Annotated in this window: 18 protein-coding genes and 1 pseudogene; 8 read left to right on the top strand and 11 right to left on the bottom strand. The window is 58.9% G+C overall.

Annotated features, from left to right (window positions below; translation table 11 throughout):
• Nucleotides 1-916: 916 nt before the first annotated feature.
• Nucleotides 917-5,290 carry an NACHT domain-containing protein gene (locus HV823_RS26920; RefSeq protein ID WP_246301969.1) on the bottom strand — a complete coding sequence of 1,458 codons (4,374 nt, stop codon included), beginning with the start codon at nucleotides 5,288-5,290 and terminating at the stop codon, nucleotides 917-919.
• A 1,061-nt stretch (nucleotides 5,291-6,351) separates the two neighbouring features.
• Here HV823_RS26920 and HV823_RS25125 point away from each other — a divergent pair.
• Complete coding sequence (locus HV823_RS25125) at nucleotides 6,352-7,395, top strand: hypothetical protein (RefSeq protein ID WP_176952414.1); 1,044 nt, start codon at nucleotides 6,352-6,354, stop codon at nucleotides 7,393-7,395.
• A 237-nt stretch (nucleotides 7,396-7,632) separates the two neighbouring features.
• Here the strand turns inward: HV823_RS25125 and HV823_RS25120 are convergent, their stop codons facing one another.
• From HV823_RS25120 to HV823_RS25110, 3 genes and pseudogenes are all read right to left on the bottom strand, one after another.
• Nucleotides 7,633-8,358 carry a glutathione S-transferase gene (locus HV823_RS25120; protein ID WP_176952413.1) on the bottom strand — a complete coding sequence of 242 codons (726 nt, stop codon included), beginning with the start codon at nucleotides 8,356-8,358 and terminating at the stop codon, nucleotides 7,633-7,635.
• A gap of 53 nt (nucleotides 8,359-8,411) precedes the next feature.
• Nucleotides 8,412-8,660 carry a hypothetical protein gene (locus tag HV823_RS25115; RefSeq protein WP_176952412.1) on the bottom strand — a complete coding sequence of 83 codons (249 nt, stop codon included), beginning with the start codon at nucleotides 8,658-8,660 and terminating at the stop codon, nucleotides 8,412-8,414.
• 131 nt (nucleotides 8,661-8,791) lie between these two features.
• Nucleotides 8,792-8,980 (bottom strand): annotated as a pseudogene (locus HV823_RS25110) (hypothetical protein); the annotation flags it as partial.
• Between the two features lie 474 nt (nucleotides 8,981-9,454).
• Here HV823_RS25110 and HV823_RS25105 point away from each other — a divergent pair.
• Nucleotides 9,455-9,637, top strand: coding sequence for a DUF3008 family protein (locus HV823_RS25105; protein WP_176952411.1), 183 nt, complete (start codon nucleotides 9,455-9,457; stop codon nucleotides 9,635-9,637).
• 27 nt (nucleotides 9,638-9,664) lie between these two features.
• Here the strand turns inward: HV823_RS25105 and HV823_RS25100 are convergent, their stop codons facing one another.
• On the bottom strand, nucleotides 9,665-9,922 hold the full coding sequence (locus tag HV823_RS25100) for a hypothetical protein (protein ID WP_176952410.1): 258 nt from the start codon (nucleotides 9,920-9,922) through the stop codon (nucleotides 9,665-9,667).
• A gap of 154 nt (nucleotides 9,923-10,076) precedes the next feature.
• On the opposite strand from HV823_RS25100, the gene HV823_RS25095 reads away from it, so the two are divergent.
• The 5 genes from HV823_RS25095 to greA all read left to right on the top strand — a co-directional run bounded on the left by HV823_RS25095 (nucleotide 10,077) and on the right by greA (nucleotide 14,051).
• On the top strand, nucleotides 10,077-10,529 hold the full coding sequence (locus HV823_RS25095) for a low affinity iron permease family protein (RefSeq protein WP_176952409.1): 453 nt from the start codon (nucleotides 10,077-10,079) through the stop codon (nucleotides 10,527-10,529).
• Between the two features lie 93 nt (nucleotides 10,530-10,622).
• Complete coding sequence (locus HV823_RS25090) at nucleotides 10,623-11,048, top strand: DUF4174 domain-containing protein (RefSeq protein WP_176952408.1); 426 nt, start codon at nucleotides 10,623-10,625, stop codon at nucleotides 11,046-11,048.
• Between the two features lie 102 nt (nucleotides 11,049-11,150).
• Nucleotides 11,151-11,333 (top strand): hypothetical protein, encoded by a 183-nt coding sequence (locus HV823_RS25085; RefSeq protein ID WP_176952407.1) that lies wholly within the window; start codon nucleotides 11,151-11,153, stop codon nucleotides 11,331-11,333.
• Nucleotides 11,334-11,918: 585 nt separating this feature from the next.
• Nucleotides 11,919-13,415 carry an ATP-grasp fold amidoligase family protein gene (locus HV823_RS25080; protein ID WP_176952406.1) on the top strand — a complete coding sequence of 499 codons (1,497 nt, stop codon included), beginning with the start codon at nucleotides 11,919-11,921 and terminating at the stop codon, nucleotides 13,413-13,415.
• Between the two features lie 153 nt (nucleotides 13,416-13,568).
• Nucleotides 13,569-14,051, top strand: coding sequence for a transcription elongation factor GreA (greA, locus tag HV823_RS25075; protein ID WP_176952405.1), 483 nt, complete (start codon nucleotides 13,569-13,571; stop codon nucleotides 14,049-14,051).
• 142 nt (nucleotides 14,052-14,193) lie between these two features.
• On the opposite strand, the gene HV823_RS25070 is transcribed toward greA, so the two are convergent.
• The 5 genes from HV823_RS25070 to asnB all read right to left on the bottom strand — a co-directional run bounded on the left by HV823_RS25070 (nucleotide 14,194) and on the right by asnB (nucleotide 20,048).
• Nucleotides 14,194-15,162: a thioesterase domain-containing protein gene (locus tag HV823_RS25070; protein WP_176952404.1), complete on the bottom strand. Its 969-nt coding sequence runs from the start codon at nucleotides 15,160-15,162 to the stop codon at nucleotides 14,194-14,196.
• A 21-nt stretch (nucleotides 15,163-15,183) separates the two neighbouring features.
• Complete coding sequence (gene nadE / locus HV823_RS25065; protein WP_176952403.1) at nucleotides 15,184-16,179, bottom strand: NAD(+) synthase; 996 nt, start codon at nucleotides 16,177-16,179, stop codon at nucleotides 15,184-15,186.
• On the bottom strand, nucleotides 16,176-17,729 hold the full coding sequence (locus tag HV823_RS25060) for a class I adenylate-forming enzyme family protein (protein WP_176952402.1): 1,554 nt from the start codon (nucleotides 17,727-17,729) through the stop codon (nucleotides 16,176-16,178). The genes nadE and HV823_RS25060 overlap by 4 nt, the downstream gene beginning before the upstream one ends.
• A gap of 70 nt (nucleotides 17,730-17,799) precedes the next feature.
• Nucleotides 17,800-18,075 carry an acyl carrier protein gene (locus tag HV823_RS25055; RefSeq protein WP_176952401.1) on the bottom strand — a complete coding sequence of 92 codons (276 nt, stop codon included), beginning with the start codon at nucleotides 18,073-18,075 and terminating at the stop codon, nucleotides 17,800-17,802.
• Nucleotides 18,072-20,048 (bottom strand): asparagine synthase (glutamine-hydrolyzing), encoded by a 1,977-nt coding sequence (asnB, locus tag HV823_RS25050; RefSeq protein ID WP_176952400.1) that lies wholly within the window; start codon nucleotides 20,046-20,048, stop codon nucleotides 18,072-18,074. The genes HV823_RS25055 and asnB overlap by 4 nt, the downstream gene beginning before the upstream one ends.
• 448 nt (nucleotides 20,049-20,496) lie before the next feature.
• Between asnB and HV823_RS25045 the strand changes: the two genes are divergently transcribed.
• Nucleotides 20,497-21,123 (top strand): N5-glutamine methyltransferase family protein, encoded by a 627-nt coding sequence (locus HV823_RS25045; protein ID WP_425487702.1) that lies wholly within the window; start codon nucleotides 20,497-20,499, stop codon nucleotides 21,121-21,123.
• Between the two features lie 27 nt (nucleotides 21,124-21,150).
• Here HV823_RS25045 and HV823_RS25040 read toward each other — a convergent pair whose 3' ends face one another.
• Entirely contained in the window at nucleotides 21,151-21,951 is an 801-nt protein-coding gene (locus HV823_RS25040) for a response regulator transcription factor (RefSeq protein WP_246301968.1), read from the bottom strand.
• Between the last annotated feature and the right edge of the window lie 39 nt (nucleotides 21,952-21,990).

The raw sequence follows: 21,990 nt of genomic DNA, 5'->3' as shown, positions 1-21,990 counted from the left end.
CTTGAGACGATCGCCACAATGAGTGATGATCAGCTCATCAACTTGCCTGCTGCAAGTTGACCCGTTCCCGGCCCTGTCCGGAAAGCTCGAGGATCGCCCGAGCTACACCACTCCCTGGGACATCATCTTCTCAGCGCCCGCGGCTGTTGATGCAGCGCGCATTTCGCCAGGCGCCAAACGTCCGCGGACCCGCCTGTACGGAAGGACGATATATTTCTCAGCCATTGCCATCGCTGCTGCTCCTTAGTTTGTTCTATAAATGTTCTCATTTGGGGTCGATGTCAACGCGCATCATCGTCAGACCGGCATCGGCCTCCGAACGGGTCAGTGTTTTTTTCGCGCCCGCTTCACCTCCGCGAGCACGGCTACCGCGGTGCATAGCGGAAGTCCTGTCGCCGCTTAAGGAAGAGCCGCCCCTTACTCACCGGTAAAACCGGCAGGCGAATTGGGACGCTTTGGACCAAAATCATCCCCCTGTAACCGCACGTCAATGTTTGATGTGTAGCTGCAACCAATGTGGTGGAATGACCTCCGAAAAGTACTCGTGACAACTGTGCTGAGTTTCGTGATGCTTGCATCTCTCGGCGCAGCACCACTTTACGCCGCGGAGCCTATGGACATTCGCAGCTCTTGCTGGACGTCCAGCAGTTTGTCGGACGATCTGGTCTCCGTTGCCCGCTCATCTGGGCGCTGGACCTGCGGAAATCATATCTATTCGCTCGAAGGCGAGCGGACGCTGTTTTGAGACCGCGAGCAGACCGTCCGAAATTGGATTGCGAATGGCGAGAGCGGATATCCGGGCATCTCGCGATGCGGTCCGAGTTCGACCCTCATCTGCCCTCTGCGTCAGACGCGGTATCGGTAGGGTCTAGGGTTGCTAAGGGCGGAAAGCGGACATTTTCCTCGGATCGTACTCTCAAAGGGTCTCCGAAGGTTTCTCAGAGATGTCGCGCGTCACTGCGACCACCATCTTACCTTCAGCGAGGCCCTCATTTACTGCTGTACACTTCTGTCCCACGAGGGCAACGAGTTCTTCGAAGTTCACCGCTTTGCCAGCGACAGTCTTTTGGAAGGCGCTTCTCTTAACATTCTTGGTCTTCTTGTCTTCCTCGAGTAGCCTTGGACGAGCGGCATTGACGAGAACATAGATCCCTGTGTGAGATGAAGGCTCAAACAAATATTGCTTTGAAAGCTGTTCACCCGGAGTGTTGACCAGCTGATCTCCTGTCCAATGATCCATATCCGCAAGTTTGATCTCAACGGACACCTTCCCCAAAGCGTCTACTCTCGAATGCAGCCTGAGGTCGGGTCGCTTTTCGCCCGCGACTTCCTGCTCCCTTACTACTGTGTAGTAGCGCTCTCCCGCGTCTCTTAGGCGAGCAGCGAGCCAATTCCTAAGATCGCCCTCTTTCGCGTCGCCGCGCCGGAAGAATGCGCTTTCATCATCGTCGGAAGTGTGCAGCCTTTCGAGGAGCGTCTGTACATGCATTTGGCAGAGCTGCCTGAACTCTTCCACAGTCGCTGGTGGCTTGGAGTGATCGTTAAGAAACCGAATTGCCTCATCAAGTGAGAACTCGGGCCTTCTCCCCGCTCCTTGTTTCATGAGCTCGATCTCGTACAAAAACGTATCTCGGTAGCTCGAAAGCACCATTGATTTGGCCAGTCTTTCAAATGCGCTGACAGCATCGGGCGTTTGAAACATCGCCAACATCTTGGTGTAGTTTCGCCTGTTGCTCTCCGCATGGTCTTCTTTTCCCGGCGAGTAGACATTCTCGTGCTTCACATCCTTCTCAGGTGGCCATGCCAGGTATGATGCCTGAACCAGCCACTCTAGAAGAATTGCATCTTGCTTGTACTCCACTCGGACTTGGCTCGAACCTTCGTCCAGAGCAGGCTTGTGTCCTTCTCGACCCAAATATTCGAGAAAGAGCGCCCTCTGCCCGACGCTGTGCAGATCGCCAAAAGTCGTGACCAACACATTTTTAGCGGCACTTGAGTTCGAGTTCATTAGACCATCAAGCCACACCCATGCCTCGCGGAAATCAAAACGGGTCCATGACGCCCGATAGCCCGAGATAAGAAACCTGGAAAGGCGGTCTCGCTCGACAGTCGGCGCGCGAGCAACGACGTCTAGGCAGAGCAATCTGTCGAGACGGTTTCCTGGAAGAGTACACATTAGCATCCGAAGAAGCATCGGAGCCACCAGGTTTCTAATTCCGACACTAGAGTAGGCGATCTTGCTTATGCAATCCGACGCGTGGAGGTCATCGTCACCTCGACCAGAGCTGAAGTCTGCCAGCAAAGCCCCCTTGATCTCAGAGCAAAATTGGCTTGGGAAATTGTTTGCTAATTCCTCAACCCATTGGGGAAAGCCGTTCAATTCGTGGAAAGCGTAACGGAAGGCCTTTCGCGCAAGGCCGGCGTCAGACGGGGGTTCTCCAAATGAGTAATCGAGATTAACGCCTGCTAGGCCTATGTGGCCTAGGTATGTTCGCCGGTCAGCGTAGCTCGTATCATTGATCTTCCAGTATTTTCGCAAGCCATTACTAAAAAGTTTGGCGATCCCCGCCCCATACTGCTCCTTGATCGCGCGAATAGTTCCATTTCCGAGATCATCTGGAGATTGTTCAAAGAGCCAGATGGCGTTGTTGTTATCGAACTCACCAGCGGAAATCTCCCTGCGTCTACTCTCGAAGAACTTTCTATTTTTTCGTGCGGTTCCCCAGGCCTGAATAGTTTCCTTCTTGCTCAGAAACTGTCTCGATATATTATAGCGGTATTGATGCTGGAAGCGTAATTTCATTCGAAGAAACCAGCCGCGGATGCCGAGATGCCGCCGTTGATTCACGGTCCCGTATTTCTTGAGATGCTTTCTGAGCACATCCACTGCAATATTGTGATCTGCACCCCGGAGTTTGGTAAGAATCGTTTGGGCTAAGTCGAGCAGAAATGCCCGCTGGCATTTATCGTTGGCCTTTGACGCAAGCTCGCAAAAGTGGGACACATCGGACCGATCGAAGATGTCTCCATGTCCCTCTTCATCATTAAACTCTAGAGGGTGGATTACTCCGAACGGGACCCGGTGCCCCTGCACGTTATCAGAGAAAAGGGCCACTCTTCGTTGAACAAGAGCGTGTTTGACGTTGGGTCGTGCGCGCAGGCCATTCGCCAATTGCTGTGTTGGTGCCTTGCGACCGAATACGTCAATCCTGCGGCCCTTGCCCATCGCCATCTCAATGGCGTTGAGCAAGTCATCGTCGTCTGGAGGCATATCCTTATCAAGCAATAGTTCCGACGCTATGTGGATTATGGCAGGCACGAACCTTGAGTACCGAGCCGAAGCGTTGGGCATTCGGTACCGGTTCTCAGAACGGCCGGAAAATGCAAAGCGCAGCAAAATTGACAGCCAAATCTGCTTTTGCGCCTTTGGCAAGTCTTCGAGTATTTCGATCAAATACCTAGATGTCGCGGATGAGTAGTTTGAGCGCTCTCTTTGAATACTCGAAAGAATGTTAATCCCGTCGAGCAGAGTGGCCTCGCCAGAGCCGTATTTCAACGCCTTCAGCTGGAACATGTTCCAGTTCGGAGCAGAGTCGGAATCCTCGGCGTCTGGTGGTGTAGCCGTCAGGGCTGCTGCCAGTACATCGGCGCGGAAAGTTTGATCCCCTATCTCATCGAGCGCAGTGCATGCTTCCGCTTTTATTCGATACCCAATTTCTGCATCTCCCACATAGGTCGCCAGTTTTGAAGCGAGTGGCTTCATTTTACCAAATCTAGCGATCTCAACTAAAAACGCGGTCAGCTCAGGAGAGCTGGATTTATCTAGGAGTTCATCGACTAAAGGCCATAAGTCAGCGTGTGAGAAGCGCTTCACATCATCATGATAGAACCACTCGCCTCTGTAACGGAGGTTGTCGTAAAGACGCGCTTGGTTGCGGAGTGCGATCTCCCTATCGCCGACAGATAATGATTTTGGATCACCAGTCTCTATGAGAAGCGCAGGTCTGACATTTGCTACAACTGCCTTTGCAGAGCTGTTCAAGGCGGCCAACCAGCCCATGAGGTGCTCTGTCGACTGCGGGATCGATCGCCGTCCTAGTCCCTCAGCAAAAAGCGGTGCGATTGTCTTTTCAGAATGTGCTCTAGCTCGCAAGCTCTCGTCGAAATGCTCAGCTGCGAGGAAGTCCCGTATCTCCCGATGTGCGAACCTGATACGCCCCCCTACAGATGGCTGAAACAGCCCGCACGCGAGCAGTTGACGCACCTCTGTATTTGTCCAAGCCTCCGCATCTGTAGACAGGATATTCGCAGCATTCGTGGCATCGCCTGCCGCCAACGGAAGGACAGAAAAATCCTGTCTACCGGACAAAATCACGAAGGCTGCAAGTTTCGCTACGGCCTTACGTGCGCGGTTAATGTCGACATTCAAGCGATCTTCGCTTTCAGATCGCCCGAAGAGCCGCCACGTAACCAAATCGCGCATGATTTGGAGTCTTGATTTGAAGACGTCCTCGGGGGAACGGCCCTCATTAACCGCCTTTTTCCAGACATCTAAAAATAGATGCGCGTCCAGCGGTTGTTGGATTAGGCCTGTAGAAAGATGGGCGTTCACAGCGCTGATAAAGTCCGAGGGCTTCACATCACGAGAAATAGCAAGTTTCTCAATGTCCCCAGTCACTAGCGGTGCGAGGCGGTAAATCTTGTGGATCGGGGCGTCTGCTCCCAAGTCCTGTTCGGCATTTCGTGTCTGTCGTATGAAACGATCTAGACGTCTCACATCGCCATCACCAAGCCACTCGCTTGGGCGACTGGTAACCAGAACACGCAGGGGCTGCTGTCGTCGCCCGACCTCTCGTGAGACAATGTTGAGTGCCTTGTCCAGCGCACTTTCGTTGCGTGAAGACGGTAAGCGTGCCTCGTCGAGAGCGTCAAAAAACAGAAACGCGCCTTTTCTTGTTCGTTTCCATTTTTCAAACCGCTCGCCTTGATTTTCCAATTCGAAGTCGAATGAATCCGGCAAGGTCCCGTCTTGCAACGCTTCCAAGCGCATCAGGAACGCGTCTTGTCCTGCCTCAACGAGGCGCTTCACTTGCTGACGAACTTCAGTTGTTTTACCTGATCCAGCTGTGCCAAGGAGAATAGACACATCATTCGTTAGAATTTCTTCCCACGTTTTCCCTGTCTCTCTGGTCGCGAGACTAGCCCAAATGCTATCCGGTTCGTCGTCAAAGTCTGCGGAATAGATTTCGACGAAGCGTCGTGACAAAGAAACGTACTGGCTGCTGTTCACCGTAACCCCCGATACCCGTTGGGGGATAGTATCAGCAGTGTAGCCCATGCGCCATCTAGGTTTTCAGAAACTCAATTAACTTCAACAAGATAGAAGTTCTTGTCGGTTGTAACGCAAGGGGTACCTCCTTCTCGGCGGCGTCCTTCGTTATTCAATCGCCCCCGATGTCCCAAGGGGCCTGATGTAGGCCGCCCGGTTTGCAGTATTGGCTGTTTCGAAGGCGAGGCTGGCTAACATCGGGAACAGGCAGAAAACTCGTCTGGCTAACCTCACGGTTAACCGATGAATTTATATGGATATTTACTGGCCCTCCGGGCCCACCAACCGCTTTTGTGCGGAAAAATTCATCAACAAAATCAATAAGTTAGAAAACCGGAAATCGGCTGAAATGCCATTCTGACGGTATCCTGAGACGCAAATACCGTCGCTCAGTTCAACAGTATCGCTGACGGCATTAGTCAGAGCGATTCAATCATGACTCTCAACGGCTTATCTGTTCCAGTCTAGTGCGGTCAGGTGTTAAGTCCGAAGCATGTGTAGAGACATGACGGTTGCGGGTTCGTGTCCGATACGTTGCAGGTGCGAGTCCTGAAACTATTTATGGTATAGTTTGCGATCAACTATTTGTTGAACGGTCCATTCATCATGTATAGGGTTTGGTCTACATTATGTTGAGTGTGATCGGTATGCGAATCGCGGACACTGGCGGGCCGCACTTGCTTATTGGAGATTGCATTGAGCGGATGTGTGAGATCCCAGACGGGTCTGTCGATCTAACGCTGACGGATATCCCCTATGGTGAGGTAAATCGCGCTAGCAGCGGCCTGCGTAACCTAGACAATTGGTACGCCGATATCTCTTTGACAATGGCTTGATCCCGATATTAGTCGGTCATTTCCATCGGGTTACGACAGGTGCAGTCTATGTTTTATGCGGCACCCCCCCCCCTAAGCGATAATAACCAAAGCCCGTGGGAAAGGCTTATCCGCAGTATTATTGCTGCCTGAACTTCGTTGTGGTCGCAGCGTTTGATACCCTCGCTCAAACAATGCGGAGACTTCATGAGTGCGCTGAGTCGGCTTTGGGCAGGGAACGTTTACGGGACGAACACAGGCAACGTGTTTGTCGAACTCGAAACTAGCGAGCAGGACGACCTGAAGGGTCTGATCAGGTTGCAAGACCACCTGTTCGGACTTGCCCTGTATGATGTCGCTGGAACATTCGACGGAAAGACGCTCGCGCTTAGTGGGGCTGCACGTCAAGTAGCGGAAGGCGTGGCTGCGGGCGACATCGAAGTCAATGGAACCCTCACCGAGAATGGGCAGATCCGGGGCCGGTGGTCATCGACGCTCGGAACGGGCGGAACGTTCATCCTGCATCCACACGACCAAGATAATTCGGCGACCAAACAGGGGCCATCGCCAGAGCAGTTGCATACCGCTGTTCGACAGATTGGCGCTGTTCGGCTTTACGCGGAAGACGTGCGCCATTTGATTCAGTTCATCGCCAGTGACTTTGGTCACAAGACCGTCACGGTCAGCTTCCGCGAACGGCGCATCGAGACGAACATGTATGCAGCCGACTTCCTCAACGAGAGCGAAAGGCTGGGTGAGCACCGTTACCTTCGGCTCTATATCCAAGAGCCCGACCTCTACGGCGTGAACAAGATGGTCGTGATCGAACTGAATGCCGAAGGTGAAAACGAAATTCGTGTGCAAGGTGCGCAGGAGAGTTGGGTCACGGGGAAAGCCGAGTCACTCGTCGCGCATATGAAAAGTTTTGAAAAGCCACTGGCAACGTCGGTGCGAAAGTTCGGCTTGAATGTGAATGGGCTGATGCTGCTGTTCGTAGTCGCCTTGATCCCCGACTTGGATTTTTGGGGGCGCATCGCGTTTCTGGCAGCCGTTGTGCTCATCGCAGCCGTGGTCGTGCAGATGCACAAGAGAATGATCCCGAACACAATGATCTATCTCAGTCCTCGGAAGCCGGGGGCGGTCGGGCGCGCCTTACCCACAGTCCTGTCGTGGGGGCTGGCATTCACCTCGGCCTTGGTGGCAGCGGTAATTTATGGTCTTATCAATGGCGAGATACCAAAACCATGGTAGGAAAACATTCGCATCCAGACGACGGTATTTTTGACGGTATCGGCCTACAAAAATCCCAAAAACCTCAATGATTTCAATGATTAATACGCCCCTCCGGGCCCACCACTCCATCTTTTTATCATCAATAACTTGCATGGCGGCTAGCCAGCAAGGTTAGCCGATCTGTTCGCCTCGTTGCCTTTGGAGCCGCAGGGTGTGGGCCGGGCTTGATTTATCCTGTTTGCATGCTGTCGGTGTTCAAACGTCGATGTCCAGTTCTGGATAGTGGCGGAAAATGCCGCTTTCGTTGAAGGGGAGGCGACGCGGTGAGGCGAGGTAGGTTGCGATTGCCGATCTTTTGGCGACCACACCATGAAGTCGCGTCAGTTCCGGAAATCGCGCTCGATAGCGTTTCATCGCGGCGGGAAAGGCATAGCTCAGGCCCTCGATCATCTGGAACAGCGAAAGATCGACATAGGTCAGGCCGTCGCCCACCACATGGCCGTCTTGAGCCGGGTTTTGCCTCAGAACCCGCTCGAAATAGCCGAGAAATTTCGGAATGCGGTTGGTGACGAACTCGCGCGACCGCGCCTTCGCGGCGTCCTTCTGATCCTCGTAATATTTCGAGACCGCAATCGGGTGATGCGTGTCGTGCGCTTCCGTGACGAAGTCCGTCACGGTAAGCTGCAGGCCGTTGGCGAACCAGCGCAAGGTCTCATCCTTCGGCGCAAGACCAAGCTTCGGGCCGAGGTAGAACAGGATATTTGCCACATGCGAGACGATCTGGTCGCCGTCTCTCAGAAAAGGCGGGGCAAAGGGGATCAGCAGCGTGCGCGTGTCGTCGACAAGCTCCATCATCTCCCGGTTGCCGCGCCCCGGGACGCGTGCGACATCGACATAGTCGGCGCCTGCCTCCTCGAGCGCCAGTCGCACGAATTCTCCACGTCCCTGGATGCCGTCCCAATAATAAAGCTCGTAGGTCATCTGGTCCTCCACGATGCGGTTCGAGACGCGTCGTCCTGGCGGTGTCTGCTGTCTTACTCCTCCTCATCGAGGAGCCGCAGCCCGTCGTCATTGATGCGGGTGCCGAGTATACGGGTGCCGGGCGATCCTTGTTCCTGTTCGGAAATCGCCGGGTCTTCCAGGTCTGGAGATGCCTTCTGCGCGAGGCCCAGCGATTGCAGGCGTTCGGCCATGGCCGTGGGGACCACATGGACACGGCCGTCGGCCAATCGTTTGAGCCAGGAGACCTCTGCAGCCTCCAGGTCTTTCAGCGCGTAGCTCATATCAAATCTCCCGATGGAACGTTGAACACCAGGAGAGAACGATCCGCCATGCCGGCAGTTCCATGCAATTGACGCCGGAGCGCAAAGCCCCGTAGCCGTAATGCGGGCGCCGGAGCGCCTGCGTTAGCCCGTTACTTGTCCGCCGCCGGTTGCGTTTCGTCAAACCCGATCGACCAGTCGCTGGAGCGCTTCGTTCCCGGCGGGTCCCTGTTGACGGTGGCATCGTCGCTGCCGGTGATCACGCGCGGTTTTGCGCTGGAAACGCCGTCGTTCGTTGCACCGTGGCGCGTTTGCCGGAATTGCGGCGCTGCGTCGCGTTCCGCAGCCGGCTGCGTGTTCGTCTCGCCGTCTGGTTTGGAGGCGGGACCATGATTTGCGGCGTTGCGCGCCATGCCGGCCTGAATGATGGCTGTGATCTCGGCGCTGGCAATGCGCTGAACGGCATACATCGTGTCCGGATCGATTCCCGGATCCTCTTCATGGTCCCGATGCACCTCATGGTCCCGTTGCACACGCTGAAGTGCCGAGCGCGCTGCGGGCATATCCGCCAGCAGATCGACGATCGACACCAGAAGCTTTCGGTGGGCATTCAGCCTGCCCTCAATTGACGTCAGTTCGGCCGGCATGTGATCTCCTTTCCTCGTCTCGTCTCGTCTCGTTCCGTGGCGCGACGCGCCCGCTGCCTTTCGATGGACAACCGACAGGCTCGGCCATGGTTCCAAGTTTCGTGATCGTGCCGGAACAAATCGTCCCATCGAGACTTTTTGCTTTTTCGCTTGAACAGGAGCGATGCCATGCCAGCGAAGTCCAAGGCGCAGCAGAAGGCTGCCGGTGCGGCGCTCGCCGCCAAACGGGGTGAGATGAAAAAGAGCCAGTTGAAGGGCGCTTCGAAGGAGATGGAGAAATCCATGACCGAGAAAGAGCTTCGCGACTTTGCCACGGGCAAGCAAAAGGGCAAGCCGGATCACGTCAATTGAGCGGCGTTAAAGGTTATGTTCCATCCCTCAGTGCAGCACGCTGCCGCGTCTGCAGATATCCATCGAATGGTCGGCGCCTTTCCGCTCGGTGGCGATGATCGCTAGATATGTGGCCTTGTCGCGCACGCCGGCCTGATAGAGCAGCATGATGCGTCTGGCGACCTCGTCGGCCACGGCGGAATGGCGCGAAATATGTCCTTTCAGGCAAAGCGTGTCGAACAGTTCCTGCAGCCGGGCGAGATCGTCTGGCCTTGCGGAGGCGGGTGAGCAGGGGAAGTCAGACATCCTATTATCCTCCCAACGGACGAGTTTGCTCCTCCAAAGAGCTGGCGGCAACCAACCAAAGCGATAATCAGGCTACCTCCATTCTGGTGCGCGTGGACCCGTGTGGAACCTCACGGCTTCATCGCAGTTCATGCTCGCAAGGAAGGAGCCAGCCATGAACGCGCAATCTGAAGCAGGTGTATTCACGAAATTCGCCACGCGGTTTGCCGATTGGGCGGGGCATCCGACCGCCTTCGTCGGTGCGGTCGCATTGGTGCTGATCTGGGGAATTTCCGGGCCACTCTTCGGCTTTTCGGAGACTTGGCAGCTTGTGATCAATACCGGAACGACCATCATCACGTTCCTGATGGTGTTCATCCTCCAGAATTCGCAGACGCGCGAGGGGCGGGCGCTGCAGGCAAAGCTGGACGAACTCATCCTGTCGTCGCACGCACAGAACAAATTCGTCGGTATCGAGGACCTGGAAGAGGAAGATCTGCGCGAACTGAGCCGAATGCTGGCGTCGCAGGCAAAGCGTCTTGCAGGGGCGGCAGAACAGTCAAGAAACGGGCCGGATGAATGCGATGACCGCGGCGAGGGCAAGGTAAGCGCATCCGAGCCTCGCTAGGGTCGATCACCGCCTTGCGTGGGTGGGACAAGTCGTTGGCCACGCCGGCTGCTGGCGAGGGAACAAATCGACCCATCTTCTGTTTCCCAAGACATGAGCAACGGCGACAGAAGCACTCTTCAGGCACTCGGGGCAGAGCTCGGCATCGGCACGACGGCTGCATCGAAAACACTGCGCGAATTCCGTGGCAAGTGCCGTGTCCTCGTCGTCTTTGAAGAGCTTTCGAGCGGGAAGGCGGAGGTTCAGGAGTATCTCATCGCCGAGAAGCAGGACGCGTTGCAGAGGCACAACGTTGCCATCATCCGCGTTGCGGCAACGGGCGTCTTCCAGGAACTTCGTCCCCGCGATGACATGGATCCGGACGCGATCCGTTCGGAACTCGGCGGCCCCGCCGCGGACAAATTCGAGGCGGTGCTGCTTGGCGCGGACGGTCTGGTCAGGATGCGGACCACTCAGCCTATCGCCGTCGGCTACCTTCTGGAACTGATCGACAAATTCCCCTCCGCACACGGAAACTGACAATCGATCGCAAACGCCGGTGTTTGGAAAAAGCGACATGTCAGAATTTATAGCCCCCTAATTTAGACTTTGGTATTAGTGCTCGGGTCAGGGAGGACAAGTATGCATCAGATCAACCATTTGGCGATCGCCGCTTCGGCCACGCGCGTGCTGTCGGTCGTGGATTTCTGCAAGGAATACAAGATCGCAAAGCCGGAGGAGGCGAAGCTGCTCCGTCTGTTCGGCCGCTATGCGACGGAATGCGAACTTCGATACAACGTTACACGCGAGCCGCGCGCCCATTGAGGGCGGAAGATGTTTTTAGGCGAAGCCCGGCCGGATGGTCGCAAATGGCATCCGGACGGCGCCTTCCGACAGAGCACATTTAAAAACTTGGGCCTTGGAGCTGTGGCCATGAGAGAATGACCGGTGGCGCAAATGCCCGGAGCGTCGGTTGCGATCGCAGCGCGTCGGCATGCTACGGGCAGTCTACAGACGAATAAAAAATACGCCCGCCAACAGGGTGAGAACTGCCGCCTGCAGCAGGAACATCGGTAGATCCTCGGCCATGGGCACCTCCTTTGACTTCGGAAGAATGTAGGGCGATTGCGGCCATTCCCAAGTGGCCGTGCGGTACAGGCGCACACTCCTTTCGGCTGCTCTTGCGGACGCCGCCTCTTGGGCGGCCACCGTGCCTCGCTGCTACCGATACACCGGGCAATCCCTGCGTTGCGCTTCCGACCGAAGGCCTTCGGCCGCCCCGCACTTATGTCTTCGGGCCTGCTGGTCGTGGAGGGATATCTGCAACTATCTCTATACGTCCTTAACTCACCCTCTGGCTAAAACTGCAACTTCTGATATTGCAGATCAAAGGCATTTCGGGGGTATTCCATGCGCGAGGGTTTTCATCTGGCGACAAAGGTGGCGCGGGTCATTACATGCGAGGGTGATTTTGACGGGGCGGCCTCGCGCGGTGCCGTTGCCGCAACGGTCAATTCTTTGGAACTGTCCGGCTGGGTTCGCGATCTTGCGTCCGGAGCGAGCTTGCAGATTCACGTCGAAGGCGAGCCCGAACGAATCAGAACCTTTGTCGACAGCTTGCTTTCCGGCAGGCTCATCGGAGAGCTCGCCCACGTTCATATCGCCAATGTCGCATGCCATGGTTACACGGAGTTCTTCCTTTCCTCCGCCGGCCAGCAGCGGCCGCACAATTCGTTGGTTTCCTCGCTCGAAAACACCATCCCGTTCCTGCGGCGCCAGTTCGGAGAGGTTGTCAGCACCATGGTCCGGGTCGCCTGGAAGGCTGATGACGACAGGTTGAGGCGGCTTGTGGAAAAGGTGCCGTCGGAGTTTATCAGCCAGCGCCTGCTGCAATTCCCCGGCATTCGCACACAGGATGCCGTCGCTTCCTTCTCTTCGTCCATGTGGACCCAGACCCTTATCCGGAAAAAGCAATCGGCCCGCATCGGCTACGCGCCGGAGGACATTCTGGCGGACAAGCAGCGGGGGAAGGAATTTGCGCGTTTTCTCGGCATGCGGTGTCCGGCAACGCCCCAGTTCAACCAGCCGCTGGAAAAGCTGGAGCTTCGGCCGGGGTTGGCAGTGAAGCCCAGCAACGCGGCCGGCGCACGCGGTGTTTTTCTGATCCATTCGGAAGACAGGATCTTTTCGGTTCGCGACAAGAGCGTGATCTCGTCCATTGCCGAGCTGCGCACCGAGGCGGCCGCCTTTGTCGCACAGAAGAAGGAGAAGGACCGCTGGAACACTGAGGAGATCGTCTATGGCCCCAATGAGGAGCCTGCGAGCGATCTGAAGTTCTACTGCTTCTATGGCGAAGTGCCGCTCGTGCTCGAAGTCATCCGAACCGGTCGCCAGAACGTCCGCTATTGGTATGACGGCAAGGGTGCCCCGGTCAGGACGGGCAAATATGACGATACCGTTCTTGCCGCATCGCCGATCGACAGGGAATTGCTGGAGTTTGCCGGCAACATCAGTCGCAAGATCCCTGCTCCCTTCATCCGGATAGATTTCTACCGTTCGGAGGATGGTCTGGTTTTTGGCGAATTTTCTCCGCGCCCGGGAGGATTTCACCAGTTCGGCGTTGAAACCGACAGGCTGCTGGGTCGTCATTTCGTGGAGGCACAGGCGAGGTTGTTTGCGGACATGTTCGATGGGGACGCGCGGTTCCCCGAATTTCGGCAATTCGTCGCGCAGAACGTTCCCCTGAAAAGCAAGGCGGGGGCTGCGTGGACCGATGTCCGCAAAAGGGTCACATCCGGATTGATTGCCTTGGCGATGGCGGGCGCTTCGCTTGCATTCGCATCCGAGGCCGAGGCTTCGTCTCCAGGGCAGACACCACCGGCTCGGGCGGCGTCAACGGCGCGGTAGCCACTCGCGTTTGGCCAGTTTTTGCGGCGCGTCCCGGCGCGCTTCGTGGCTTCGTGTGGCAAGCAAACTGGACATCGTCCTCTCTAAGCCCCAGTTTATCTATCGGCCCGCCACAGAAGCTGGTGCATGCCGTCATTCTGAAGGAGCCAGGGATTGAGCGTTGCCTTTGTCAAGGAAGAGAGTGCCGAAACGGCTGCGGAAACCATTCTGCCGGACCGTCCGATTTCGCCCCATCCCAACCTTGTGACGCAAACGGGATTGAGCGCACTGGAGCGCGAGCTGCAACAGGCGCGCGCGGCCTATGAGGCCGCAAATGTCGTGGAAGACGTGAACGAACGACGGCGGCAGGTGGCGGGACCGTTGCGCGATGTGCGTTACTTTGCCGAAAGGGTGCGCACGGCCCAGCTCGTCCCAGATCCGGCTTCGTGCGATACCGTGGCGTTCGGAAGCACGGTCACATTCAGCCGCGACGACGGGCGCATCCAGAAATATCGCATCGTGGGGGAGGACGAAGCCGATCCCAAAACGGGGTCGATTTCCTATGTATCGCCGGTGGCGAACATCGTCCTGGGAAAGGCTGTTGGCGACGTGATGAGCCTCGGGGATAGCGAAATCGAGATTATCGACATCTCCTAGAGCATGTCGCGTCTATTGACCTGCCGCGACTCGCGGCGGTGACGGCCTCGACAGGACCGGTTGGGGCGAATGACTGAAGGCCTGGATGACTGAATTGTGCAACCGGTGCCGGCAAATGCCGCGGATGAAGGCTTTCCTCGGTTCAGCCGGCTTCCGCCGGATGGGCGGCGAGGATCGTGCGCAGGTTGGTGACCAGTTCTCCGGCATGGACCGAGAGGCAGGTCGAGTGGTGGCCCGGCATCTGGATATGGCGGAAATTGCGCGCGAGCCTGCCCCATTGTTTGCCGTCGTATAGTCCGCATTGCCGGCCCTGGCCGTCGCGCCCGGTGGAAAGGACCACTACCGGGACAGTGGACGGCTGGGGGACATAGGAGGCAAGCGCTGCCGTATAGACGTGGATCAGCCCGGCATAGCGCGCCTGGAGCTGCTTTTCGCTCGAGCTTTTCGACTGCAGGTCTTCGGCCAGGCGCTGGCGCTCCTTGAGCCGCCGCTCCTTCATGGTGCGGGCGAGATGGGTGATCTCGGCCGGCGACAGATGGGCGACGCGGCCTACGTTCCAGACCTTGCGCATGATCACGCCGAGCCGTTCCTGCGCCTTTTCCGAGCGCTCGGCCGGCGGGGCGAAGAAGGACGACAGCGCGCGATGGATCAACCGGTAGCCCGGACGCGCATTGAGGGATGAGGGTTCGATCATGATGACGAACTCTACCTCGCAGCCGCGCTCCTGCAGCAGGCGGGCACATTCATAGGCCACCAGCGCGCCGTTGCAGTAACCGGCAAGGCGATAGGGGCCGGTCGGGCGCACCGCGAAGATGTCGGCAAGGCGCTCGCGGGCCATCCACTCGATGCTGGGCTTGACGTTGTCGCCATTCATGCCGTGCGGCGCGAAGGCGACGAGGGGATGGGCGCAGTCGTTGGCAAGCTTTCGCACATAGACGCCGCCCATGTCGAAGTCGCCGTGGAACAGAAGCAGCGGATTGCAGCCGGGCGCGAGATTGTAGGACTGCAGTTCAGGGCTTTCGTCGGCGCAGGCCTTGCGCCAGTGCCTGAGCTTTTCGAGGCGGCGGGCCCGCTTTTCGTCCGGGTTCTCGTTTTCGACCTTCTCGTTCATCGCGGCGTCGCTCCCGGGCATTCAGAAGACCTTTTCCACGAGGAGCGGGGCCAGATGCAGCGGCCGGGTCGTCTTGCGCTTCGACCGGATGTCCTGCCATACGCGTTCGACCTGCTCGGGAGAAAGGCCCACGGCTTCCACTGTTTCCTGCGCCGAGATGTTTTCGTTGAAGGCAAAGAGGCAAAGGTCCATCCGGTCATAGGGCAGGGCGAAATAGAATTCCTCCTGCGTCTGGGCGAGCGACCAGGTGTCGGTCGTTGGCGGACGGGCGACGACGCGCGCGGGCACGTCGAGATATTCGGCGAGCTGATAGACCTGCGACTTGTAGAGATGGGCGATCGGCTTCACGTCGGCGGCACCGTCGCCGTTTTTGACGAAGAAGCCCTGATCGTATTCGAGCCGGTTGGGGGTACCCAAAACCGCATAGTTCAAACGGTCGGCGTGATAGTATTCCATCTGCTTGCGGGTGCGCTGCTTCATGTTCGTGGCGGCCACGATACCGAGATAGACCGAGGCTGGCATGCGCTTGCGGTGGATGGAGCCGTCGGGCGCCTGCAGCACGAGGGTCGAGATCGCGAAGTGATCGCTTTCGAGCGGGCTCGATATCGAGACCTTGCAGGCCCAGCCGGGGCCGTAGGCAGGCTCGACCTCGCGGATGAAGGCGTCGCGGCGGCGGTAGCAGCCCATGGCATCGAGCGTCGGGCCGATGTCCTCCACCTCTCCGGCAATGCCGTAGGTGTCGGCGACCTCGCGCGCGATCGACAGGCTTTCGGGATCGGAATCGCGTTCGGGCATATAGAGCGCAAAGACGTTTTTCGCGCCGAGCGCGTGTACGGCGAGCGCTGCGCAGACGCTGGAATCGACGCCGCCGGAAAGGCCGAGCACCAGCCCCCGGCGGCGCATCTGCGTGCGGACCTGGTCGCGCAACGCTTCTGCTATGCGAGCCACCTCGCGGGCCGGGTCGAGCTTCAGCGCTTCGGCGGAGAAGGCAGCGTCAATGCGTGCATCCGGTCTCATCTCGCCATCTCCGTTTCTTGTCTGTTGAATTCGTCTGCCGCCAGCCGGCGACTCAGCTTGCCAGTGTCAGTTCTCGGCAGTTCCTGCGTGAAGGAAACCGAGCGGGGAACCATGAAATCCTCGAGGTTCTTCTGGCAGTGACGGATGACCGCCTGCTCGCTCAGGGTGGGATCGTTCACCACGACGACGGCATGCACGGCCTGTCCCAGAACCGGATCGGGAATGCCGAAGACGATCGCCTCGGAGACGCCGGGGCAGGCGTGCAGCGCTGCCTCCACCTCCTTGGGTGCCACCTTCTCGCCACGCGACTTGATGATGTCGTCCTTGCGGCCGACGAAATAGAGAAAGCCGTCGACATCGGTGCGAAAGAGGTCGCCGGTATGGAGCACGCGCTCCCATGGATGGGGGCCGGGGCGGAGCACCCGTGCGGTCGCCTGTTCGTCCTCCCAGTAGCCCTGCATGACGTGCGGCCCGCGGATGACGAGTTCGCCTACCACGTCCGCACCGACCTTGCGGCCTTCGTCGTCGACCACATAGGCCTCGGTGTTGGGAATGGCGATGCCGACGGAGCCGGGCCTGATGTCGAGCTGCGACGGCGGCAGCCAGGTACAGCGCTTGCACTCGGTCAGCCCGTACATGGAATAGAGCGTGACGCCGGGAAAGAGCCGGCGCAGGCGGCCGATATGCTCCACCGGCAGGGCGGCGGCCGTGTTGGTGATGTAGCGAAGGCCCGGCAGGAAGCCCGGGCGCAAATCGCGCATGTTCAGGATCATCGCCGCCATCGTCGGTACGAGCGGAAAACCCGTGACCTTTTCGCGCAGGATCGTATCGAAGATCGCCTGCGGGAAGGCGAAGGAGTTTTCGAGAACGATCGTGGCGCCGACCTTTGCTGCCATCAGGACCTGGTAGAGGCCGTAGTCAAAGGCGATCGGCAGCACGTTGAGGACGATGTCGTTCGGCGTGTTCTCCAGATAGGTGGTGATCGAGGTCGCCGCCGCCTCGACGTTGCGATGGGTCATCATGACCCCTTTCGGCCGCCCGGTGGAACCGGACGTGTAGATCAACATGGCGAGATCGATATCGATGCCGCCATGACGGGGCGCAGCCGCAGGTTCTGCGATGCAGTCCGAAAAGCGCAGGGTGTTTTCGCCGCCTTCGCCACCGGCGCCGGCCACAATGACGCAATCGACGTTCGAGCCCGGCCTTGCCGCCTCGACGATGCCTGTCAGTTTCGCTTGAGTGATCACGGCGCGGGCGCGGCAGTTGCGCAAGATGTAGGAAAGCCTGTCCGGTTTGGTGGAGGAATTGATCGGGCTGAAGACGCAGCCGGCCTTCAGGATTGCGAAGATGGAGACCACCGCCTCCCAGCAATTGTCCATGAAGACCAGAGCGCGGTCGCCGGGCTCCAGACCGGCTCGCTGCAGCGCTGCGGCAAGGCGGTCGGAACGTGAGTCAAGCTCGCGAAAGCTCAACCTGTTGGCGCCGGCGACCAGGGCGGTCTTCTCGCCATGAAGGCGGGCGCTGTTGCGCAGGAAGTCTTCGACGCGCATGCCTGATCCTCGCAAAGCTTTAGGTTTCGGGCAGCCGCCGAGCGGATGTGTTCGGCGGCGGATGCCTCGTTCAGGCGGCGTCGTCCTGCTGGAGCCCGCCTCGCTTGGACGCGACGAAGGCTGCGAGCTTGGCGATCGAATCGAAGTTGGCCGGCAGGATCTCCGCATCGGCGACAGGAATGCCGAGATTGTCTTCGACGAAGGCGACCAGTTCGAGGATGCCGGTCGAATCCACCACGTCGTTCTCGATCAGGGAATCGTCGTCGCCCGGTGTTCGGGACGTGTCGCCGAAGAGGAAGCTCTCGACGATGAACGCTCGGATTTCTTCATTCAGGGTCGCCATCATGCGTCTCCATATTGGATTGTTCGTGACGGTTCGTGGTGGCCGGGCTGCCAGGCAGACCGTTTCGTGAAGGCTTCGTGCCAGAGCTGCGTCGAGAGGATGCCGACGAAGGCGGTATTGTCGCGGAAGCCGTTGGCCTGCCGCCGGCACTTGGAAAGCAGCTTTTCGGTGGCGAGCGAATTGAACAGTCCCGTCTTCTCGATCGCCGTCCGGTTGAGGAGACGGCCGACATAGTCCGGCTCGGTGCCGGTGAAGAAGGAGGCGCTGTCCGGTGCGCGGTAGGGCTGCTTGACGCGCTTGTTGATAGATGGCGGCAGCAGGCCCGCCGTCGCCTTGCGCAGGATGCTCTTCTCCACGAAGCCCTTGAGCTTCATCACAGGCGGGATCCGGGCGGCAAGCTCTACGAGCCTGTGATCGAGGAACGGGAAGCGCCCCTCGACGCCATGCGCCATCGCCATGCGATCCCCCTGGCTCGACAGGATGTAGTCCGGCAGGAGAAACTTGGTTTCCAGATACTGTGCCTGGTGCAGCGGGTGCCAGCGGGAGAAATCGGCGGGAAGGCGCGAAAGCAGTTCCTCTGCCGCATCGTAGCCGGCAAGCTCCTCGCGAAGCGCTGCGGAGAAGAAGATCTTCGCTGCGCCCGTGCTGCGAAAACGCGGCCGGTGCGAGAACAGCGGGTCGGCGGGGTCGTCGGCATGTGCGCCGAAATAGGCGGCAAGAGCATCCGGAGATTGCTGCTGCAGACCCGGCAGGTAGGGATAGAGGCGGCGAAAGAGCTGCCAGCGTCGCTGCGAGCCGGGCTGTCGGGCGCAGAAGTGGCGGACCCTTGCCTCCTTGAATATGTCGTAGCCGGCAAAGACCTCGTCTGCGCCTTCGCCGGTCAGGACCACCTTCATCGCCTCGTCCCGGACGTGGCGGGAGAGGAGATAGAGCGGGGCAGGTGCCGTGCGGACCACCGGCTTTTCCGTGTGCAGAACGACGGAGGGAAAGGCTTCGGCGATCTCGTCCGGGCCGCAGAAGATTGCGGAATGTTCGGTGCCGAGCGCACGCACCATTTCGTGCTGGAAGGCGCTCTCGTCGTGCTCCTGCGAACCGAAGGTCACCGAGAAGGTGCGCAGACCGCTTTTTGCATAGGGCTTGGCAAGCGCGCAGGTGATGGAGGAATCGAGACCGCCGGAGAGATAGGCGCCCACCGGCACGTCGGCCCGCATGCGGATCGCCGTGGCATCGTCGAGCAGGGCCAGCACTTCGTCTGCGACATCGGCCTCCGAGCGACCTGCCTCCCGGTCCGCCGCGTCGGGGAAGGCGAGATCCCAGTAGGGCCGTACCGCCATCCCGCCATCGTCGACTGTGAGGATGTGGCCGGCGGGCAGTTCCGAAATGTCCTTGAAGATCGTCCGGGGCGGGACGGGGGCCCAGAAGGTGAAGACCTGATCCAGGGCGAAGGGATCCATTTCTGCGCTCAAGCCTGGAACGCCAAGCAGTGCCTTCACCTCCGAGGCAAAGAAAAGCGTATTTTCGCGCCGGGTATAGAACAGCGGGCGGACGCCCATCCGGTCTCGCGCGATCAGCAGGCGGCGGCGCAATCCGTCCCAGAGGGCAAAGGCGAAGTCGCCATTGAGTTGGCCGACGCATTCGTCACCCCTGTCGGCATAGAGGTGCAGGATCACTTCCGTGTCCGACGTTGTGCGGAAGCGATGACCGCGGCTTTCCAGCGTTGACCGCAGTTCGACATAGTTGAAGATTTCGCCGTTGAAACAGACGACGAGCGATCCCTCACCATTCGCCATGGGTTGATGACCGTCGGCAAGACCGACGATGGAGAGCCGCCGGTGGGCGAGGCCGATGCCGTCGCCAATATAGAGCCCGGCATCGTCAGGCCCCCGGTGCTGGACGGACTCGGCCATGCGATGCAGGAGATGCCTTGCCTTTTGGGTCGGCACTTCACCGCCGAAATATCCGATCACTCCGCACATAGCGGTCCCTTCATGCAAATTGCATTGGCAACGCCCGGCGTTGTGGGCTCGACGTTCCGGCGCAGTTCCAGCTTCAGGTGCCCTCGCAGATGGAACCACGCCTGGCGCTCAAGTGTTGTCGATGCCACCTGTTCGAGGCAACGACGCAAACGGGCTACCCACTGAGAGCGATGCCGTTCCGGGCGGGTTAACCCTGATGCCCCGGCGCGGCCGTCTTTACGCTCGTGATGGCCGGTATGAACATCGGGCTGGCGCCGGATGCCTGTCTCACATGGACCGTCGCAGGAAACCGGGCAGCAATCCGGCAAGCCCCGCCGCCAGAAAGCTGGCATCAGGAGGATTGTACATGACGTCACATCACACGATCGATACCGGGCCGGCAGGCGCGGGCGCAGGCGCCGGAGTTCCGCTCGGCGCAGTCGACGCCGGTTCAGGCCTGGTCCGGTTCATGGAGATGGATTTCGAGCTCGGGCCGAACGTTCTGGCGCCGCGCGAGGAAACGGAGCTTTTGGGCAAGGTCTGCGTGGAGCACCTGGCGCACGGGGTGGCCGAGCCCGTCGTGATCGACATGTGCTGCGGAAGCGGCAATCTCGGCATTGCGATCGCCCGCAACATCGAGGGAGCGCGGGTCTACGCCTGCGATCTGACGCCGGAAACGGTGGAGGTCGCGCGCCGCAACGTCGGCCGTTTCTCTCTGGGGGACCGGGTCACGGTCGTACAGGGCGATCTGTTCGAGAACATCCGCAATCAGGGCCTTGAAGGCATGGTCGACATGGTCGTCTGCAACCCGCCCTATATTTCCAGCGGGCGGTTGACGGCCGATCGCGCTCACCTGTTGGAGCACGAACCGCGGGAGGCTTTCGACGGCGGCCCCTACGGCATCGCGATCCACCAGCGCCTGATCTATGACGCGCTAGATTTTCTGCGCCCCGGTGGCGCACTGGCCTTCGAATTCGGAGAAGGGCAGGAACGCCAGACCCTGGCGCTGGTCACGCGGACCGCCGGCTATTCCAGTGCCCGGTTCGTGTTCGACGTCTCAGGCGTTCCCCGCGCCGCGCTCTGCCTGAAGCGCTGAGCCAGCCGGGCATCGCAGCGGGAGCGATTACGCCTGGCCCTTTCGCGTGTCAGCGATGCCGAGGGCATCCTTTGCAGCCAGCGCCCAGATCGCGGCCTGCGTGCGGTTTTTCACAGCGATCCTGCGCAGGATCGCCTTGATGTGCACCTTGACGGTGCCTTCGCTGATGTCGAGATTGCGCGCGATCTCCTTGTTAGAGGCGCCCGCGGTCACAAGCTTCAGGATCGCCTTTTGGCGCGGAGACAGGCCGCCGCGGCCATCGCCAAACGTTACCGGAGCAAGCGGAACATGGGGGTGTTGCGGTGCGGCGCCAACATCGGCCTGCAGTGCGAAGCCGTCGTCCAGCGCAGTTGCGATGGGGGAGCCGGCCGCAGGCGGCAATGTCGCCTCAACCCTTACGTCCGCCTCCGTGGCGATGTTCCTGCTACCCGCCGTGCTGCCCGAGACGACCGAACATTCGTCCGCGACGAGCTGCAGGGCCTTGATGAAGTTGTCAGCCGACAGGCCCTTGTGCAGGTAGCCCTTGGCCCCGAGCGTGACGGCCGTATCGGCCGCCTCCGCATCGTAGTTGTCCGCGAGAACGACGATCCTGGCACGTGGATTGACATCCAGAATGGCCATTATGGCATCCGATGCAGTCGCGCCTTCGATCGTACCCACGATGAATAAAAGGGATGTGCCGGCATCCGGCAACTTGCTGATGTCGGCTAGCGACTCTCCCACGCCGACGACATTGAATGCGAAAGAATCGAGCAGAATGCGCGTTCCTTCCCGAAATAATCGGCAGGATTCAAGCAGATAAATATTATGCGTCATGCGTTTCTCCAAGATTGTCACGGATGGCGCGATGTTCGCTGGCGCGAGGCC

This window comes from Mycoplana rhizolycopersici (genome assembly GCF_013378445.1).
Taxonomy (GTDB): Bacteria; Pseudomonadota; Alphaproteobacteria; order Rhizobiales; family Rhizobiaceae; genus Mycoplana; species Mycoplana rhizolycopersici.
This window is presented reverse-complemented; position numbering and strand designations above follow the sequence as displayed.

What these genes read in the sequence shown, in the direction of transcription:
- HV823_RS25125 (WP_176952414.1), top strand. Translation starts at nt 6,352, where the DNA reads ATGAGTGCGCTGAGTCGGCTTTGGGCAGGGAACGTTTACGGGACGAAC.
- HV823_RS25120 (WP_176952413.1), bottom strand. Translation starts at nt 8,358, where the DNA reads ATGACCTACGAGCTTTATTATTGGGACGGCATCCAGGGACGTGGAGAA.
- HV823_RS25115 (WP_176952412.1), bottom strand. Translation starts at nt 8,660, where the DNA reads ATGAGCTACGCGCTGAAAGACCTGGAGGCTGCAGAGGTCTCCTGGCTC.
- HV823_RS25105 (WP_176952411.1), top strand. Translation starts at nt 9,455, where the DNA reads ATGCCAGCGAAGTCCAAGGCGCAGCAGAAGGCTGCCGGTGCGGCGCTC.
- HV823_RS25100 (WP_176952410.1), bottom strand. Translation starts at nt 9,922, where the DNA reads ATGTCTGACTTCCCCTGCTCACCCGCCTCCGCAAGGCCAGACGATCTC.
- HV823_RS25095 (WP_176952409.1), top strand. Translation starts at nt 10,077, where the DNA reads ATGAACGCGCAATCTGAAGCAGGTGTATTCACGAAATTCGCCACGCGG.
- HV823_RS25090 (WP_176952408.1), top strand. Translation starts at nt 10,623, where the DNA reads ATGAGCAACGGCGACAGAAGCACTCTTCAGGCACTCGGGGCAGAGCTC.
- HV823_RS25085 (WP_176952407.1), top strand. Translation starts at nt 11,151, where the DNA reads ATGCATCAGATCAACCATTTGGCGATCGCCGCTTCGGCCACGCGCGTG.
- HV823_RS25080 (WP_176952406.1), top strand. Translation starts at nt 11,919, where the DNA reads ATGCGCGAGGGTTTTCATCTGGCGACAAAGGTGGCGCGGGTCATTACA.
- HV823_RS25070 (WP_176952404.1), bottom strand. Translation starts at nt 15,162, where the DNA reads ATGAACGAGAAGGTCGAAAACGAGAACCCGGACGAAAAGCGGGCCCGC.
- nadE (WP_176952403.1), bottom strand. Translation starts at nt 16,179, where the DNA reads ATGAGACCGGATGCACGCATTGACGCTGCCTTCTCCGCCGAAGCGCTG.
- HV823_RS25060 (WP_176952402.1), bottom strand. Translation starts at nt 17,729, where the DNA reads ATGCGCGTCGAAGACTTCCTGCGCAACAGCGCCCGCCTTCATGGCGAG.
- HV823_RS25055 (WP_176952401.1), bottom strand. Translation starts at nt 18,075, where the DNA reads ATGATGGCGACCCTGAATGAAGAAATCCGAGCGTTCATCGTCGAGAGC.
- asnB (WP_176952400.1), bottom strand. Translation starts at nt 20,048, where the DNA reads ATGTGCGGAGTGATCGGATATTTCGGCGGTGAAGTGCCGACCCAAAAG.
- HV823_RS25045 (WP_425487702.1), top strand. Translation starts at nt 20,497, where the DNA reads ATGGAGATGGATTTCGAGCTCGGGCCGAACGTTCTGGCGCCGCGCGAG.